This window comes from Cupriavidus gilardii (assembly GCF_008801915.1).
Lineage (GTDB): Bacteria > Pseudomonadota > Gammaproteobacteria > Burkholderiales > Burkholderiaceae > Cupriavidus > Cupriavidus gilardii.
The window spans coordinates 96935-113820 of the sequence record NZ_VZOV01000009.1; the positions used below are offsets into that span (position 1 = coordinate 96935).

Sequence of the window (16886 nt, forward strand, 5' to 3'; positions counted from 1 at the left end):
CGAACCGGATCCCTCGACCCTCGACGTCACTGCCCGCTACACACACAACATGGAAGTTGCCATGCGCCTGTCGCCAGCGTTGCACGTGCTTGAAGTGGCGCTGCGAAACAACATGCACAACGCCTTTTCGGCGAAGTACGGAACCGGCTCTGCTTGCTGACGCATTGCGACCCTTTCGACGGGGCATTGTCGGCCGCCGCATTCGCGGCATGCCGCACCAAGGTACAGCCCTGCTTCGAGCCCGAGAAAACTTGAATTGCCGCACGGATGCTCCTCACCAGCGCTTTTGCGGAAAGCTCGCATTCGAGGACATCGGCCAGCACGAGAGGACTGGCGTTGGCGCAGCCGGAGGCCCATCCCACGAGCCTCGCCAATTGTGAACGACTGCAAAGAGTGCGCTTTGAGTCATGACATCGCCGTAACCGGCTCCTAGAATCCTCCCGCACGCTGCGACCTGTCGGACGTCGCACCCGCGTGTCCGTGCGGCGCGCCATATTCAATCGGGAGAAGGAACCATGCACTTCAAGCGCCCCCTTGCCGAAGCCTTCGGCACGTTCTGGCTGGTATTCGGCGGCTGCGGCTCGGCCGTCCTGGCGGCCGCCTTTCCGCACCTGGGCATCGGCTTCGCCGGCGTCTCGCTGGCCTTCGGCCTGACCGTGCTGACCATGGCCTATGCAGTGGGACCGGTATCGGGATGCCATCTGAATCCGGCCGTGACGGTCGGCCTGGCCACCGCGGGCCGCTTCCCGTGGAAGGAGGCGCCGGTCTATATCGTGGCGCAGGTGATCGGCGGCGCGCTGGCCGCGCTGGCGCTGCTGCAGCTGATGGACGCCAAGCCCGGCTTCGACGTGACCGTCAGCGGCCTGGCCGCCAACGGCTTCGATGCCGGCTCGCCGTCTGGCTTCGGCATGATGCCGGTGTTCGCCACCGAAGTGCTGGCCACCTTCTTCTTCGTGCTGATCATCCTGGGCGCGACCGCGCAACGCGCGCACGGCGCGCTGGCGCCACTGGCGATCGGACTGTGCCTGACGCTGATCCACCTGGTGACGATTCCGGTCTCGAACACCTCGGTCAACCCGGCGCGCTCGACGGGCCCGGCGCTGATGGTGGGCGGCATGGCGCTGCATCAGCTGTGGCTGTTCTGGGTGGCACCGATCGTCGGTGCGATCGCCGCCGGCGTGGTCGGCCGCGTGCTGTACAGCGACGACGAGTAAGCGAACACCAAGGTACTGCGGGGATGGCCGGCGACATCCCCGCCGGCCGCGCCACAAGCCTCGGCTCAGCCTCAGCCTCAGCCTCAGCCTCAAACCTCAAGCTTCAAGCTTCAGCCTCAAGCCGGCAGCCGCTGCTGGCGCGCGGCCAGGGTCTCTGCCCAGGCCTGCTCCAGTTCCACATGGCCGGCGAAGCCGCCGGCCGACTTCACCTCCGCCTGCGCCTCGATCCCATGCGCGAAACGCACCGCCGGATCGTCCTGCAGCTTCCGATAGAGCCGGTCCAGGTTCGGATAGTCGGTCCGGTCGACCACCCCGTGATAGTCCGTCCAGCGCGCGATGCCGGCGAAGTAGGCATCGGCCACCGTGCGCCGTTCGCCCAGCAGCCACGGACGGTCGCCCAGCATCGCGTCCAACTGCGCATGCGCCTTCTTGACCTTGGTCGTGCCGAAGTCGCGCAGCACCGCCTTGGTGGTGTCGTCGCTGGCGTGCTCGTACAGGTGCCACAGCGGCACGAAGGCATTGAAGAACGTCGTGTTCAGGTAGGCCAGCATCTGGTTGAGCCGGTCGAACTCCGGCGTGCCTTGGGCAAAACCGAGCGCGCTGTCGATGCCGCGCGCGCCGATCCAGTTCAGGATCGCCATGCTTTCGGTCACGACCGCGCCGCCATCGGTGGCCAACGCCGGCGTTTCTCCCACCGGGTTGATGCGGCGGAAGGCCTCGCTGGTCACCACCTCCGGCATCTCGATCCGGGACAGCCGATAAGGCTGGCCCAGCCATTCCAGCGCGACGATCGAACCGAACGAGCATCCCGACGGCACACCGTAAAAAAGGATGGGGGTCATGTTGTTTCTCCAGTTGAATGACCCGGGCATCGGGTCGATGGAGAGACTATAGATTTGTGGACATTGAAGCGGTAGTCGGCAAAAATTCAACGCAATGTCCATACTGGTGGACTTTAATACGCCGCTGCCGCCCCATGCTGAACCTGAACGATCTCTCGCTGTTCGTCGCCGCCGTCGAGCATGGCGGCTTTGCCTCGGCCTCGCGCCAGCTCGGCATTCCGAAGTCGACGCTGAGCAAGCGCGTCGCCGAGCTCGAACAGCGGCTCGGTGCGCGGCTGATCCACCGCAGCTCGCGCAGCTTCACGCTGACCGACGTCGGCCGCGCCTTTCACGAGCACGCCCGCGCCGCGCTGATCGAGGCCGAGGCCGCGCACGACGTGGTGCGCCAGCGCGCCGCCGAGCCGAGCGGCACGGTCCGGCTGACCACCTCGGTACCGGTCGCGCAGCAGACGTTGGCGCCGCGCCTGCCGGAACTGGCCCTCGCCTACCCGAAGCTGCATATCCAGCTCGATGTGTCGGACCGCTTCGTCGATGTCGCGCAGGAAGGCTACGACCTCGCGATCCGCAGCCATTTCGCGCCGCTGCCCGATTCGGAGCTGGTGCAGCGGCTGCTGTCGACCGAGCCGATCATCCTGGTCGCCTCGCCCCGCTATCTCGCCGCCGCCGCCGACCCACCGTCGACACCCGAGGCACTTGCCGGCCATGACGGGCTGCTGACGCGGCCGATGGCGACCAGCTGGCGGCTGAAGCGCGATGACCATACCCTGACCGTCACCCCGCGCCCGCGCATGACCGCCAACGAATCGACCGCGCTGCTCGCTGCGGCCACGGCCGGCCTCGGCATCGCCTGCCTGCCGCTGTCGGTGTGCCGCTCCGCGCTGCAGCGCGGCGACATCGTGCGGGTGCTGCCGGACTGGACCGCCGGCCACGTGATGACGTCGGTCGTGATGCCGCATCGGCGCGGGCAGCTGCCGGCGGTACGGGCGGTCGTTGATTTCCTGGCCAACTGCTTTGCCGAGGAATGAACGAACGGCGAGGCCGTCGCTTCAGCCCGAGACCTCGGCCTGCCGGCGCACCCACGCCACCGCCCTGCCCAGGAACGGCGACGCATCGCCCGCCCGATAGCTCATGATCACCGGGGACACGAAGCCCGGTGCGTCGATCGGGCAATAGCGGACATCGTCCCGGTGCAGCCGCTGGACCGATGACGGCACCAGCGTGATGCCCAGCCCCGCGGCGACCAGCCCCAGCGCGGTCTGCAGCTCGTTGGCTTCCTGCACCACGCGCGGCTGCAGTCCCTGCGCCCGGAACAGCGACAGCACGTGGTCCGCATAGCTCGGCCGCGGACGCGCCGGATAAAGGATCAGCCCGCGCCGCGCCAGGTCGGCAGGTGCCATCGGACCATCGCCACCGCCACCTTCGCGTTCGCCCGGGGCGGCCCGTGTCGGCAGCGCCGCCACCAGCGGCTCTGCCATCACCACCTGCTGCACGATGGCCGGATCGCTCAAGGCCAGCCGGCCGAAGCCCAGATCGATGCGGCCAGACTTCAGCGCCTCGAGCTGCTGCACCGAGATCATTTCCGTCAAGCCGACCTCGACCTCGCTCTGGTCCGCGCGCAGTTCGCGGATCAGGTCCGGCAGCACGCCATAGAGCACCGACGGCACGAAGCCGATGCCGAACCAGCGCTTCTCGTTGCGGCCGATGCGCCGGGTGCCCTCGATCATCTCGTCAAGCCGCTGCGTCAGCTGCAGCGATTGCTCGAGCAGGAAGCGTCCGGCCTCGGTCAGCCGCAAGCCACGGCCGACGCGCTCGAACAGCGGCACGCCCAGTTCATCCTCGAACTGGCGGATCTGGCGCGACAGCGGCGGCTGCGCGATATGCAGCAGCGCGGCCGCGCGCGTCACGTTGAGTTCGCGCGCGACGGTCTGGAAATAGCGCAGATGGCGCAGTTCCATGATGGCCTCCTTGAACCAGCACCCATACCTCACAGGTATGGAATCAGACATCATCGGTCTTGGACAGCGCATTGGTCAAGCCGCATACTGGGCCACAAACCCTCAATCCAATCCCTCAGGTATGGCAACCACCATCACATCCGTCGACGCGATCCTGGTCGACCTTCCCACCATCCGCGCGCATCAGCTGGCCATGGCCACCATGCAGCAGCAGACGCTGGTCATCGTGCGGCTGCGTGCCAGCGATGGCATCGAAGGCATCGGCGAGGCCACCACGATCGGCGGCCTGTCCTATGGCGAGGAAAGTCCAGAAGGCATCAAGCTGACCATCGATACCTATCTGGCGCCGGCACTGATCGGCCAGGATGCCACCAATGTCCATGGCGCGATGGCGCGGCTGAACAAGGTCGCGCGCGGCAACCGCTTCGCCAAGTCGGCGCTGGAAACCGCGCTGCTCGACGCGCAGGGCAAGCGGCTCGGCGTGCCGCTCGCCACGCTGCTCGGCGGTACGGTGCGCGACGCGCTGCCGGTGCTGTGGACGCTGGCCAGCGGCGATACCGCGCGCGACATCGAGGAGGCCGAGCGCCTGCTGGCCGAGCGCCGCCACGACACCTTCAAGCTCAAGATCGGCCGCCGCGCCGTACGCGACGACGTCGCCCATGTCGCGGCGATCAAGCGTGCGCTGGGCGACCGTGCACGCGTGACGGTCGACGTCAACCAGGCCTGGAGCGAGGCCGACGCGGCCACCGGCATCGCGATGCTGGAAGCGGCTGGCATCGACCTGATCGAGCAGCCGATCGCACGGGAGAACCGCGTCGGGCTTGCCCGGCTGGCGGCGCGCTTCGTCGTGCCGATCATGGCCGACGAAGCGGTGACCGGGCCGGAGGACGCGATGGAACTGGCGCGCCTGGGTGCTGCCGACGTGTTCGCACTGAAGATCGCCAAGTCGGGCGGCATCTTTGGCATGCTGCGCACCGCCGCGGTCGGCGATGCGGCCGGCATCGCGCTCTATGGCGGCACCATGCTCGAAGGCAGCGTCGGCACCATCGCCGCGGCGCACGGCTTCTGCACGCTGCCGCAACTGGCCTGGGGCACCGAGCTGTTCGGGCCGCTGCTGGTCAAGGACGACGTGGTGGTCGAACGCCCCGCCTATCGGGATTTCGCGCTGCACCTGCCCGACGGTCCGGGGCTGGGTCTGGCGCTGGACGAGGACAAGCTGGCGCATTACCGGCGCGATCGCGCATGACACGCCCATAACAACCACATGACGGCCACATAGCGGCCGCATCACGCCCGTGCAAGCGCCGCATCGCCGCCGCATCACGGCTGGATAACGCGATCGAGCGCGCCCAACGCGCGCCAGGCACGCCAATTTCGAACTTCACGAAGGAACGGAGACAATGAAGTCGCTCACTCTCGCCACCGTGGTCCTCGGCCTTGCCGCGGCCCTCGCCACGCCGGCCGCGCAGGCTGGTTATCCCGAACGTCCGATCCGCTGGATCGTCCCCTTCCCGGCCGCCGGTGCGATGGACAATATCGCCCGCACGCTCGGCGAAGAGATGTCGCAAACGCTGGGCCAATCAATCGTGGTGGAGAACCGCCCCGGGGCCGGCGGCAATATCGGCGCCGAGCTGGTCGCGCGCTCGCCTGCCGACGGCTACACGATGCTGATCGTCGCCAACGGCATGGCGGTCAATCCGGCGCTGTACCGCAAGCTGAGCTACGACCCGATCAAGGATTTCGCGCCGGTATCGCTGCTGGCCGTGGTGCCGAACGTGCTGGTCGCCAACAAGGCCAAGACCAGCGCGAAGACCGTGCCGGAGGTGATCGCCAGCGCGAAGAGCCAGCCCGGCAAGTACACCTATGCGTCGGCGGGCAACGGCACCTCGATCCACCTGGCCGGCGAGCTGTTCACGTCGATGGCGGGCGTCGAGCTGCTGCACGTGCCCTACAAGGGCAGCGGGCCCGCCGTCACCGATCTGCTCGGCGGACAGGTCGATTACATGTTCGACAGCATCACGTCCGCCAAGCCGCATATCGATGCCGGCAAGCTGACCGCCATCGCGGTCACCACCAGCAAGCGCTCCGCCGCGCTGCCCAACGTGCCGACGGTGGCCGAAGCCGGCCTGCCGGGCTACGAGCTGTCGCCATGGTTCGCCGCCTTCGTGCCGGCCGGCACGCCGCCCGCGGTGGTCGAGACGCTGAACCGGGCGATGGTCGAGGCGCTGCGCAAGCCCGCGGTGCAGAAGCGCCTGGCCGCGATCGGCGCCGAGCCGATCGGCAGCACGCCGGCCGAGCTGAAGCAGCATCTGGCGAAAGAGACCGACAAATGGGGCAAGTTGATTCGGACGCGGGGGATCCGCGCGGACTGAGCGAGGAGCCGCTCCGTTCGTTCTGCTCTCCCGCCCCAGCGAGAGAGCAGAACCGATTGCACGCCGTCGCGCGACGTTCGCTACTGCCGTAAGACCGCACTGCTCACTGCCCTCTCCTCAAGTTTTTCTACCAACTGCCGTTGTCTGACATCGACCCCCGAAGCAATCGTCAGCGAACGGGCGGCAACACAAGAGCGACGAGCGAATACGCACCACGCGCGCGGGACCGCCGCGGGCGTGGCGTTGTTCGCCGCGATTCAATGTCCATCAGGTAGAAGAAATGAAGAACTTGGGAATAGGTGCACGCCTTGGCATCGGCTTCGGCGTGGTATTGCTGCTGTCCACGCTGATGACCGGTCTTGGCATCCTGCGACTGCAGCAGGTCGCGGAGCGCACGCATGACATGATGCAGCAGCCGCTGGCCAAGGAACGGCTGGTCAGCGACTGGTACCGCTACATGCATACCAGCGTGCGCCGGACCACCGCGGTGGCAAAGAGCTCCGATCCGACGCTCGGCGCGTTCTTCGCGAACGAGACCAAGCACTCGGTCAAGGCGATCGCCGATCTGCGCGACAAGATCGAGCCGCTGCTGAGCACCGACGCCGAGAAGCAGGCATTCCAGACCATCCTGCGCGTGCGCGAGCCGTACAACGCCTCGCGCGACAAGATCACCAAGCTGAAGCAGGAGGGGCTGACCGACGAAGCGAACACCGTGCTGGAGAAGGAATTCGTGCCGGCCGGCGACGCCTATCTGGGTGAAATCCAGAAGCTGCTCGACATCCAGCGCGCCAGCATCGACGCGACCGCGCGCGACATCAACGCGGTCTACCAGACCGCGCGCAACCGGCTGATCGGGCTGGGCGTGCTGGTGCTCGCCATCGGCATCGCCTTCGCGGTCTGGCTGACGCGCGGCATCACGCGTCCGCTGCATCGTGCGGTCCATATCGCGCGGACCGTCGCCGCGGGCGACCTCAGCGCCCGCATCGACGTCGACAGCAAGGACGAGACCGGCCAGCTGCTGCAGGCGCTGGCCGAGATGAACGGCAATCTGCTGCGCATCGTCAACGAGGTTCGCCTCGGCACCGAAGCCATCGCCACCGGCACGAGCCAGATCTCCGTGGGCAATACCGACCTGTCGCAGCGCACCGAGGAACAGGCCGCGTCGCTGCAGGAAACCGCCTCGAGCATGGAGCAGCTGACCAGCATCGTCCGCCAGAACGCCGACAACGCCAAGCAGGCCAGCCGCCTCGCGGTCGATGCCTCGGACATCGCCGTCAAGGGCGGCACCGTGGTGGGTCAGGTGGTCGACACGATGGACGAGATCCACGGTGCCTCGAAGAAGGTCACCGACATCATCGCGGTGATCGAGAGCATCGCCTTCCAGACCAATATCCTGGCGCTGAACGCCGCGGTGGAAGCCGCACGCGCCGGCGAGCAGGGCCGCGGCTTCGCGGTGGTCGCCGGCGAAGTGCGCAGCCTCGCGCAGCGCAGCGCCACCGCCGCCAAGGAAATCAAGTCGCTGATCGACGATTCTGCCGAGCGCGTCGAGAAGGGCTCGCAGCTGGTGTCGGAAGCCGGTCAGACCATGGAAGAGATCGTCGGCGCGGTCAAGCGCGTCACCGACATCATGGGCGAGATCAGCGCCGCGTCGGCCGAACAGAGCGCCGGCATCGAGCAGGTGAACCAGGCTGTCACGCAGATGGACACGGTGACGCAGCAGAACGCCGCGCTGGTCGAGCAGGCCGCCGCCGCGGCCGGCTCGCTGGAAGAGCAGGCGCAACGCCTGAAGCAGGCCGTGTCGACGTTCCGCCTCGGTACGGCGCAACTGGCGGCTTGATTCGCCGCAACGACCGATGAAACGGGCCGCGAAACGCGGCCCGTTTTGCTTTGCTGGACTCAATAAAAGCGCCAATCCTTGTCAAAAGTACCTGCCTCACGGACATGCCATCCCGGACGCCTCGGCTACCGCACCGTGGCGCGGATCCTGCGTGGCTGCGCGGTACAGCCCGAACATCAGGCTGCATACCGCAGCACATCTCGGCACATCCCAGCACCTGGCAATACATCCCAACCGGAGGATCTGCAATGAGCATCTTTGGCGAAATCCTGAACCGGCTGCGCGGCAAGGCGCGGCCCGAGCCCTCCACGCAGGCCCAGCAGCCGCAAACCGGCACCGCGGGGCAGCCTCAGACCGGCGCCGCCGGGCAGGCACAGAACGCAGCACCGCCGGCCACGGCGCCGGTGACGGCCGGCGTCGGCGGCGGCAATACCACTGCCGGCGCAACCGCCGGCGGTACCGCAACCGGTGCCGCGCAGGCGCCGCTGTCGGAGGTCGACGTCGAGAAGATTCTCGACGACCTCGCACAGCAGAGCGGCCAGAAGCTGAACTGGCGCACGTCGATCGTCGACACGATGAAGGCGCTGGGGCTGGACAGCAGCCTCGAGCATCGCAAGGAGCTTGCGCGCGAGCTGCAGTACAGCGGCGACATGAACGACTCGGCCGCGATGAATACGTGGCTGCACAAGCGCGTGATGCAGGAACTGGCGCGGAACGGCGGCAAGCTGCCGCCGGAATTGCGGGACTGACGTTTCGGCTGGAAGCGAGGGAGCGCGATCCCCTCCTTCTTCTCACCTCGTCCCCCCCGCAGTCCGCGGGGACGGCGGGATACGCTGTGGGCTCTACCGCCAGTTCGTCTGCGGATCGAGCGGATAAACCGGCCGCGCCACGCGCTGGAACGGAAAGCGCTCGTAGCGCGAGCTGGTCACGCCTTCGCCGTCGCACTCGACGACGGCGCGGGCGATCGGCACGAACACCGGCCGGCAGTACATCCGCGATTTCAGCAGCAGGAAGCGCGCGCGATGCGGGTCCACGCCGATATGCGTGAAGATGCCGAAGTCCCAATGCTCCTGCGGCGTTTCGACGATCACGATCTGCGCGGCGCCGATATCGAGCAGCGCGCTGCGTCCCATGCGGATGCGCTGGCCGGTATAGGTGGGGCCGCTGATCACGTATTCGCCGTCGCCGAGCGCGGCGACCTTGCCGGTCAGCGGCTTCGATTGCGGATAGAGGCCGAGCTGGGTCAGCGCGACCTTGTCGCCGACCGGCAGCGTCACCGTGGCGCCGACGCCGGCGGCAATCAGCGCCGCCACCGCCTCCGGATCGCAGACAGGCCCGACCGCGATGCCGCTCAGGCCTTGCGCCAACGCTTCGTGCAGCACGGCCATGTTGTCGCAAGTGCCGCCGGACATGCAGTTGTCGCCGTGATCGAGCAATAGCACCGGGCCCTCGCCCGGCGCATCGGCGAGTTCGGCGGCGCGCGCAATCGACTGCGCCAGCGGCTCGCTGTCGTAGACGAAGCCGGCGCGGTCGTCCCAGATCTGCTGGGCAATGCGTTGCGCGACCGCGTCTGCGGCGGCGGCATCGCCGTCGCCGACCACGATCACGCTCAGGCAAGGCGCCGCGATATCGGCCAGGCCGAAGCCGGCCAGCACCGAGACCGCCAGCATTCCTTGCGCTTCTGCCTCCTTGGCCAGCGCCACCGCGCGCTGCATCGCGCCCTGGTCGGTGCGGCTGCACAGCGTATGGGTCAGCAGCGGCAGGCGGCGCCAGGCCACCACGGGCCTGGTGCGGCCCGCGATATGGTCGAGCAGCAGCCGGCCCGCGTGCTCGCCGGTCTCGTACATGTCGACGTGCGGATAGGTCTTGAAGCTGACCGCCACGTCGACGTGGTCGATCAGCTTCTGCGTGATATTGCCGTGCAGGTCCAGCGCGACCGCGATCGGCGCGTCGGGCAGCACGGCCCGCAGCCGTTCGAGCAGGTCTCCTTCGCCGTCGTCGCTGTTCTCGGCCACCATCGCGCCGTGCAGATCCAGCATCACCGCATCGCAGCCCGGCGCGGCCGCGACGATCGCGTCGCACAGCGCGGTATAGGCTTGCGCCGCGACGCGGCCGCTGGGGTTGGCGCCGGCGATCACCGGCACGACGATCTCGGCGCCCGCCGCTTCGGCCAGCGCGATGAACGCGCCGGCCGCGGTGCGCGTGCCGCGCGCGGCGCGATAACCGTCCTCGCCATAGCGCGGGTCGAACGACGCCAGCGGCGTGGGCACCGGCGAGAAGGTATTGGTCTCGTGATTGAGGCGGGCGATCAGGATTTTCATCGCGTGGGGTCCGGTCGATGCGGTGTAGGTCGGAGGCCGATGTCGGGCAGCGGAGGCAGCGGGGCAGCGCCCTCAGCGCCGGCGCGCGGCATCGAGCATCGCGTGCAGCAGCACATTGGCGCCCGCTTCCAGATGCTCGGGGCGCGCGTCCTCGATCTCGTTGTGGCTGATGCCATCCTTGCATGGTACGAAGATCATCGCGGTCGGCGCGACGCGGGCGAGATACACGGCATCGTGGCCGGCGCCGCTGACCACGTCCATCGCCGACAGCCCCTGCTGCGCGGCGCCGTCGCGCACGGCCTGTACCAGCCGCGGTTCGAAGGGCTGCGGCGGAAAGTAGACCACCTGCCTGACGTCGATGTCGATGCCCGAACGATCGGACAGCGCAGCGCAGGCCCGATGCAGGGCCGCGTCCATCGCCGACAGCACGGTGTCATCGGCGGCGCGCAGGTCGACCGTCATCGTCACGCGGCCAGGGATCACGTTGCGCGAATCGGGATGGACCGACAGACAGCCGACCGTGCCGCGCCCGTGCGGCGGGTGATCCAGCGCGATGCGATTGACGATGCCGACCAGTTCGGACGCCGCCAGCAGCGCGTCGCGCCGCAGCGCCATCGGCGTCGGCCCGGCGTGCGCCTCCATGCCGGTCAGCACCACGTCGTACCAGCGTTGTCCGAGCGCGCCGGTGACGACGCCGATCACCGTGTCGTTCGCCTCGAGTACCGGCCCCTGTTCGATATGGGCCTCGAAATAGGCGCCGACGGCGCGGCCGCCGACAGGCTCGCTGCCGGCATAGCCGATTTCGCGCAGCGCGTCGCCGACGCGAATGCCGTCGCGATCCGTTTGCGCCAGCACGTGGTCGAGCGCGAATTCGCCGATGAAGGCCCCGGAGCCCATCATCACCGGCACGAAGCGCGAGCCCTCTTCGTTTGTCCATACCGCGACCTCGAGCGGCGCCTCGGTGACGATGCCGGCGTCGGCGAGCGTGCGCAACACCTCGAGGCCGGCCAGCACGCCATAGTTGCCGTCGAACTTGCCGCCTGTCGGCTGCGTATCGATATGGCTGCCGGTCATCACCGGCGGCAGTGTGTCGTCGCGGCCAGCCCGGCGTGCAAAGATATTGCCGATCGCATCGACGCGTACCGTGCAGCCGATCGCCTTGGCCTCGGCGACGAAGAAGTCGCGGCCCTGGCGATCGAGATCGGTCAGCGCGAGCCGGCAGACGCCGCCCTTGGGCGTCGCGCCGATCCGCGCGAGCCGCATCAGCGCGTCCCACAGCCGGGCGCCGTCGACCCGCAGCGCCGCGGTGCCGGCCGGTGCGGTCCCGGCCCGGGTGTCGTTGGTGGTGTCTTCTGCCATGTTCGTCGACTCTCGTCTGCTACGTCGTTCCATTCAGGCCGCCAGGCCCACACCGAGATAGCGGTCCTTGACCGCGTCGTCGGCGATGAATTGCGCATTGGTGCCGGTATAGACCACTGCACCCTGCTCGATGATCACGTGCCGATCGGCCAGTTGCGTGCAGACTTCCAGGTTCTGCTCGACCAGCAGGATCGGCACGCCGGCCGCCTTGATCAACTTCAGCTGCGCGACGATTTCCTCGACGATCACCGGCGCCAGCCCTTCCACTGGCTCATCGAGCATCAGCAGGCGCGGATGGTTCATCAGCGCGCGGGCGATGGCGAGCATCTGCTGCTCGCCGCCCGACAGGTTCGCGCCGCTGTTGCGGCGCCGCTCGCGCAGCCGCGGGAAGATCCGGTAGACATCGTCGAGCTGCCACGGGGAATCGCGCCGGGCACCGAGCTTCAGGTTCTCCTCGACGGTCAGCAGCTTGAAGATGCCGCGATGCTCCGGCACGAAGCACAGCCCTTGCGCGGCGATGCGGTGCGGCGGCAGCCCGGCGATATCGTTGCCGCGGAACAGCACGCGGCCGCCCCGCGGGGGCACCACGCCGGCGATCGCCTTCAGCGTGGTCGACTTGCCGGCGCCGTTGCGGCCCAGCAGCGTCACCAGTTCGCCCTCGCCCACCGCGAGCGAGACGCCTTGCAGGACATGGCTCTTGCCGTAGTAGCCATGGATGGCCTGCACTTCGAGCATAGTCATCGCTGCCCTCCGGTGATCATGTTGCCGAGATAGGCCGCGCGCACGCGCGGGTCGCCGCGCACGCTGTCGGGCGGGCCTTCCATCAGCACCTTGCCCTGCTGCATCACGGTGATGGTGTCGGAGATGTCCATCACGATGTCCATGTTGTGCTCGATCAGCACGACGGTATGGTCCTCGGCCAGCCCGCGGATCAGCCGCTTCATCGCGCCGAGATCGTCGACGCCCATGCCCGAGGTCGGCTCGTCGAGGAAGATCGCGCGCGGCCGCGCGGCCAGTGCCATGCCGACCTCGAGCCGGCGCTGCTGGCCGTGCGACAGCGCACCGGCCACGGCATCGGCGACGCGGGTCAGTTCCAGCCGCTCCAGCACCCGCTCGACGGTATCCGTACAGGACAGCTCGCCGACCGGGCGGCGCCAGCAGTTCATTGCGCGCCGCGGCTGCGTGCCGAGCGCGGCCAGCCGCAGGTTTTCGCGCACCGGCAGGCTGGGAAACAGGCTGGTGACCTGGAACGAGCGCGCGATGCCTCGCTGCACGCGCTGGTAGTCGGTTTCGCCGGTGACGTCGTGGCCGTCGAACACGATGCGGCCGCTGGTCACGCTGCGCGTGCCGGTCAGCATATGGAACAGCGTGGTCTTGCCGGCCCCGTTCGGTCCGATCACCGAATGCACGGTGCCGGGCATCACGCGCAGGTCCACGCCGCCGAGCGCCATGAACTTGCCGTACTGCTTGACCACGCCGGTGGCCTCGAGGATCGGGGCGGTCATGCGCGTTCCTCCCTTGCGGTGACTGCTTCCGTGGCGACTCCCGCGGCGGCTTCCGTGTCGGGGCCGATCGCGGCGGGCTCGCGGCGGATGCCGCGCAGCCGCAGCCAGATCGTCGTGCCCAGCCCCCAAAGGCCGCGCTGCATGAACAGGCTGACCGCGATCAGCAGGAAGCCGAGCAGCATCAGCCAGCGCGGCCACAGCGTCGACAGCCAGTCGGCCAGCAGCACATAGAACGCCGCGCCCAGCACCGAGGCGAACACGTTGGCGGTGCCGCCGATCACCGTCATGATCAGGATCATCTCGCTGACGTGGTAGTCGATATTGGCCAGCGGTGCGATGCCGGTCAGCATCGCGTGCAGGCCGCCGGCCAGGCCGGTCACCGCGCCCGAGATCACGAAAGCCAGCAGCTTGAACGCCTTGATGTTGTAGCCGACCGCCAGCGCGCGCTCCTCGTTGTCGCGGATCGCCAGCAGCGTGCGGCCGAACACCGAATCGGTGACGCGCAGCACCAGAAAGAACACCACCAGGAACAGCACCGCGACGAAGCCGTAGAACTGCCACGGCGAGGCCAGCGAGACCAGCTCGCGCCCGGCGAGCGACAGCGCGGGTCTCGGGATGTCGAGCAGGCCGTTGTCGCCGCCGGTCAGCGACGGCACCGAATAGGCCAGGAAATAGAACATCTGCGAGAACGCCAGCGTCAGCATCACGAAGTAGGTGCCCCGCTGCCGGATCGAGAACCAGCCGACCAGCGCCGCAGCACCCGCGCCGATGGCGATCGCCAGCGCCAGCGACAGCGGCACCGGCAACGCGATACGAGTCAGCGCCAGGCCCAGCGAATAGCTCCCCAGGCCGAAGAAGATGCCCTGGCCGAACGACAGCAGCCCGGTGTAGCCAAGCAGCAGATTGCAGGCCATCACGGCCATCGCGTAGATCAGCACCTCGGTCGCCAGCGTGCCGGAGCGCAGCGTCAGCGGCAGCAGCAGCGTGACGGCCAGCGCCAGCCACCAGAATCGATACGCCATCATCCCCTCCCCAGCAGGCCGTGCGGACGCAGCAGCAATACCGCCGCCATCGCAACATAGATCATCAGCCGCGCGCCCTCGGGCCACAGCGTGCTCATCAGGCTTTGCACCACGCCGACCAGCAGCCCGCCGATCAGCGCGCCGGTAAAGCTGCCCATGCCGCCGACCACCACCACGATGAAGGCGACGCCCAGCGCCTCGACGCCCATGAACGGCTCGGCGCCGCGGATCGGCGCGGCCAGCACGCCGGCGATCGCGGCGGTGGCGGCGCCGAGCGCGAACATCAGGCTGAACAGCCGGAACACGTTGATGCCGAGCAGCGACACCATCTCGGTCGACTCGCTGCCGGCACGCACCGCGCTGCCCAGCCGCGTGCCCTCCAGCAGCCACCACAGCGCCACCGCCAGCAGCGCGGTGAACGCGATCACGAACAGCCGGTACTTCGGATAGATGAAGTCGCCCCACATCACCACGCCCTGCAGCGCGTCGGGCGGCGGCACGTCGACGCCCAGCGGGCCCCAGCCGACGATGATCAGCTCCTGCACCGCGAGCGCGAGGCCCACCGTCACCAGGATGTGGAACTCATGGGGCTGGGCGTAGACGTGGCGCAGCATCACGCGCTCGACCAGCCAGGCGAGCGCGCCGATCAACAGCGGGGCGAGCACCAGCGCCGCCCAGAAGTTCATGCCCAGCTGCAGCGCCTGGAAGCACAGATAGGCGCCCAGCGCATAGAAGGCGCCGTGCGCGAAGTTGACGAAGCGCAGCAGCCCAAAGACGATCGACAGGCCGACGGCAAGCAGGAAATACAGCATGCCGATGCCGATCCCGTTGATGACCTGCAACAGGTAGACGTTCATGAAGCGCTTCTTCGCTTTTGCTGTCGGATTGGATGGCGCCCTCTGACCATCGAAGGCGCGGCGTTCTTCCTGTCCCCTCAGGGGGACAGGGTTGGGGAGAGGGGCTGGTTGCGAAGCGCAGGGGTTGGCAAGCGCCCCTTGCCCTGTCCCCCACCTCTCTCCCGCAAGCGGAAGAAGGGAGAAGGGGGAAGATCAGCCGGATCGCTCAAGCCATCTTGCACTGCGTCTGCTCGGGCGGCAGGAAGGCCTTGCCGACGCTGATCACGTCGGCGTAGTCGTCCTTGTCCTTCATCCTGGCCTTGGCCTTGCCCTTGAGCAGGTAGTAGTTCTTCAGCACCTGGTGATCGGCCGCGCGGATTTCCTCGGGGCCGGTCAGCCCCTCGTACTTGAGCCCTTCCATCGCCGCGATCACGGCCTTCGGGTCCGCACTGCCGGCCTTGACCATCGCGTCGAGCATCAGCTTGGTACAGATATAGGAACCGGCCAGGCTGTAGTTCGGATTGGCCTTGAAGGCCGTCTTGCAGCGCTGCACCAGGTCGCGGTTCAGCGGCGTGTCGACCCCGTGCCAGTATTGCGCGCCGAAATAGACGCCGTCGCACAGGTCCGCGCCCAGCGATTCGAACTGCTCGAGCCCCGAGGCCCAGGCCAGCAGGATCGTCGTGTTCTTCTTCATGCCAAAGCTGACCGCCTGGCGCAGCGTGTCGGCCGATTGCGAGCCGAAGTTCAGGATCAGCAGCACGTCGGGCTTGGCCGCGATCGCGTTGGTCAGATAGCCGCTGAATTCCTTCTCGTTGAGCGCGTGGTAGCTGTTGCCCACATGCTCGATGCCCTTCTCCTTGAAGATATTCTTGGCCGCCGACAACAGGCCCTCGCCGAACACGTATTGCGGCGTGATCGTGTACCAGCGCTTCGCCTTGGGCATCGACTCGATCAGCGGCCGCACGGTGCGCTCGATCGCGCCGTAGGTCGGCACCGACCAGCGGAAGGTCGCGCGGTTGCAGTCCTTGCCGGTGATCTCGTCAGCGCCGGCGGTGGTGACGAAGACCCCGCCGAACTTCTCGGCCTCCTTGCCCATCGCCAGCGATTCGGACGACAGGATGCCGCCGGCGAAGTAGCGCGCGTTCTTCTGCTGCGCCAGCTCCTGCACCTTGCGCACCGCAGTGGCGGGCTTGCCCTCGGTATCGAGCACGCTGTAGCGCAATGGCTTGCCGAGCACCTTGCCGTACTGCTCGACGATCAGCTTCATGCCGAGATCGGCATACTTGCCGTTGGCGGCGAACGGGCCGGACATCGGCACCGGGCAACCGAGTTCGATCGCATCGTCGGCGGCCAGAACGGCACCGGCGCGCAGCAGGGATGCGGGGACGGCGGCCAGCGCGCCGAGTTTGAGCACGTCACGACGATTCAAAGCTCACTCCTTGGATCTGTGGGGTCCATCGAAAGGGAAGGTCCGGCACGCGACAGGATCGCAACAGCGCTACAGCAAGAATCGAACCCGTTTATTCTATTTATACGTATAAACTGGTTGAAGGCATCATAGAAGCCGGTTTGCGCGACTGTCAATGAAGCGCCGGTCAGGGTTTACCTGCGCCCACGGACGCA

At 67.6% G+C, this 16886-nt stretch carries 15 protein-coding genes; 6 read left to right on the forward strand and 9 right to left on the reverse strand.

The window, feature by feature from the left end; genetic code table 11:
* Positions 1 to 515: 515 nt before the first annotated feature.
* Positions 516 to 1214, forward strand: coding sequence for an aquaporin Z (aqpZ, locus tag F7Q96_RS13240; RefSeq protein WP_053823523.1), 699 nt, complete (start codon positions 516 to 518; stop codon positions 1212 to 1214).
* 116 nt (positions 1215 to 1330) lie between these two features.
* On the opposite strand, the gene F7Q96_RS13245 is transcribed toward aqpZ, so the two are convergent.
* Positions 1331 to 2056: a glutathione S-transferase family protein gene (locus tag F7Q96_RS13245; protein WP_053823522.1), complete on the reverse strand. Its 726-nt coding sequence runs from the start codon at positions 2054 to 2056 to the stop codon at positions 1331 to 1333.
* Between the two features lie 134 nt (positions 2057 to 2190).
* On the opposite strand from F7Q96_RS13245, the gene F7Q96_RS13250 reads away from it, so the two are divergent.
* Complete coding sequence (locus F7Q96_RS13250) at positions 2191 to 3081, forward strand: LysR substrate-binding domain-containing protein (protein ID WP_053823521.1); 891 nt, start codon at positions 2191 to 2193, stop codon at positions 3079 to 3081.
* Positions 3082 to 3102: 21 nt separating this feature from the next.
* Here F7Q96_RS13250 and F7Q96_RS13255 read toward each other — a convergent pair whose 3' ends face one another.
* Positions 3103 to 4011: a LysR family transcriptional regulator gene (locus F7Q96_RS13255; protein WP_053823520.1), complete on the reverse strand. Its 909-nt coding sequence runs from the start codon at positions 4009 to 4011 to the stop codon at positions 3103 to 3105.
* Positions 4012 to 4132: 121 nt separating this feature from the next.
* Here F7Q96_RS13255 and F7Q96_RS13260 point away from each other — a divergent pair, with 121 nt between their 5' ends.
* The 4 genes from F7Q96_RS13260 (at position 4133) to F7Q96_RS13275 (ending at position 8969) form a co-directional block, all read left to right on the forward strand.
* Positions 4133 to 5257 (forward strand): muconate/chloromuconate family cycloisomerase, encoded by a 1125-nt coding sequence (locus F7Q96_RS13260; RefSeq protein WP_053823519.1) that lies wholly within the window; start codon positions 4133 to 4135, stop codon positions 5255 to 5257.
* Between the two features lie 154 nt (positions 5258 to 5411).
* Positions 5412 to 6383: a tripartite tricarboxylate transporter substrate binding protein gene (locus F7Q96_RS13265; RefSeq protein ID WP_053823518.1), complete on the forward strand. Its 972-nt coding sequence runs from the start codon at positions 5412 to 5414 to the stop codon at positions 6381 to 6383.
* Positions 6384 to 6663: 280 nt separating this feature from the next.
* Positions 6664 to 8220, forward strand: coding sequence for a methyl-accepting chemotaxis protein (locus F7Q96_RS13270; RefSeq protein ID WP_053823517.1), 1557 nt, complete (start codon positions 6664 to 6666; stop codon positions 8218 to 8220).
* Positions 8221 to 8468: 248 nt separating this feature from the next.
* Positions 8469 to 8969, forward strand: coding sequence for a DUF3597 domain-containing protein (locus F7Q96_RS13275; RefSeq protein WP_053823516.1), 501 nt, complete (start codon positions 8469 to 8471; stop codon positions 8967 to 8969).
* A 93-nt stretch (positions 8970 to 9062) separates the two neighbouring features.
* Here the strand turns inward: F7Q96_RS13275 and F7Q96_RS13280 are convergent, their stop codons facing one another.
* From F7Q96_RS13280 to F7Q96_RS13310, 7 genes are all read right to left on the reverse strand, one after another.
* Complete coding sequence (locus F7Q96_RS13280) at positions 9063 to 10541, reverse strand: M81 family metallopeptidase (RefSeq protein WP_053823515.1); 1479 nt, start codon at positions 10539 to 10541, stop codon at positions 9063 to 9065.
* A gap of 72 nt (positions 10542 to 10613) precedes the next feature.
* Entirely contained in the window at positions 10614 to 11900 is a 1287-nt protein-coding gene (locus tag F7Q96_RS13285; RefSeq protein WP_053823514.1) for a Zn-dependent hydrolase, read from the reverse strand.
* Positions 11901 to 11933: 33 nt separating this feature from the next.
* Positions 11934 to 12635, reverse strand: a complete 702-nt coding sequence (locus tag F7Q96_RS13290; RefSeq protein ID WP_053823513.1) for an ABC transporter ATP-binding protein — start codon at positions 12633 to 12635, stop codon at positions 11934 to 11936.
* A 2-nt stretch (positions 12636 to 12637) separates the two neighbouring features.
* Complete coding sequence (locus F7Q96_RS13295) at positions 12638 to 13405, reverse strand: ABC transporter ATP-binding protein (RefSeq protein WP_151022814.1); 768 nt, start codon at positions 13403 to 13405, stop codon at positions 12638 to 12640.
* Positions 13402 to 14427 (reverse strand): branched-chain amino acid ABC transporter permease, encoded by a 1026-nt coding sequence (locus tag F7Q96_RS13300; RefSeq protein WP_082371849.1) that lies wholly within the window; start codon positions 14425 to 14427, stop codon positions 13402 to 13404. Before F7Q96_RS13300 ends, F7Q96_RS13295 begins: the two co-directional genes overlap by 4 nt.
* Positions 14427 to 15284: a branched-chain amino acid ABC transporter permease gene (locus F7Q96_RS13305; protein WP_053823512.1), complete on the reverse strand. Its 858-nt coding sequence runs from the start codon at positions 15282 to 15284 to the stop codon at positions 14427 to 14429. The genes F7Q96_RS13300 and F7Q96_RS13305 overlap by 1 nt, the downstream gene beginning before the upstream one ends.
* A gap of 205 nt (positions 15285 to 15489) precedes the next feature.
* On the reverse strand, positions 15490 to 16692 hold the full coding sequence (locus F7Q96_RS13310) for an ABC transporter substrate-binding protein (protein WP_053823511.1): 1203 nt from the start codon (positions 16690 to 16692) through the stop codon (positions 15490 to 15492).
* Between the last annotated feature and the right edge of the window lie 194 nt (positions 16693 to 16886).